The sequence below is a fragment of the Mesotoga sp. HF07.pep.5.2.highcov genome, assembly GCF_003666285.1.
In the GTDB taxonomy this organism is placed as follows: domain Bacteria; phylum Thermotogota; class Thermotogae; order Petrotogales; family Kosmotogaceae; genus Mesotoga; species Mesotoga prima.
Map to the genome: position 1 here is coordinate 1 of NZ_JFHJ01000050.1, position 746 is coordinate 746.

Below are 746 nucleotides of genomic sequence, written 5' to 3' on the forward strand. Positions count from 1 at the left end.
GAGGAGCTCGGTGTTACCGTCAAGAACCACATGTCAGTTCTTGACGAAGAGACCGTGAATATTATCGTCGGTCTCTATGAGGAAGAAAAGAAAGAGACTCTGAGAAAGGCCGAAAAGGCGAAGAGCAAGATTCAGGAAAAAGAGGCAAAAAAACTTGAGAAGAAACTGGTCTCCATTGAGGAGCCGCCAACCGAGAAGAAAATACCGGTTGAACATAAAGCAAGGACAATCAAGCTAAAGAGTAATGAGTTCAAGCTTGATGTACTCGCGAAGAAGATGAACGTTCCGATTTCTAAGGTGATCAAGGATCAGTTTATGAACGGCATAATACTTCGTCCCGGTCAGATACTTTCTCTTGAAGACGCGATGAACATTGCTAAGAACTACGAATGGGAAGTGGAACTGATCCATGAACAGGAGATTAATCCTTTTGATGCTATTGTAAGTGCGTACTCTGATGCTTATAAGGAGAGTTCCAGACTTGTTCAGAGGCCACCGGTTGTGACCGTAATGGGGCACGTCGACCATGGTAAGACCACCCTTCTCGACAGAATAAGGAAGGCAAAAGTTGCTGAAGACGAGATCGGTGGAATTACACAGACGATCGGTGCCTACCAGGTCGAAATAAGAAATAAGAAGATAACATTCATTGACACGCCAGGGCACGAAGCCTTTACCGAAATGAGAGCCAGAGGCGCTCAGGCGACGGATATCGTGGTTCTTGTTGTCGCGGCGGACGATGGAGT

Annotated in this window: 1 protein-coding gene; it reads left to right on the forward strand. The window is 46.1% G+C overall.

Annotated features, from left to right (window positions below):
* Positions 1-746 (forward strand): GTP-binding protein (locus BG32_RS00950; protein WP_121526241.1); only part of this gene is annotated, 746 nt, incomplete at both ends.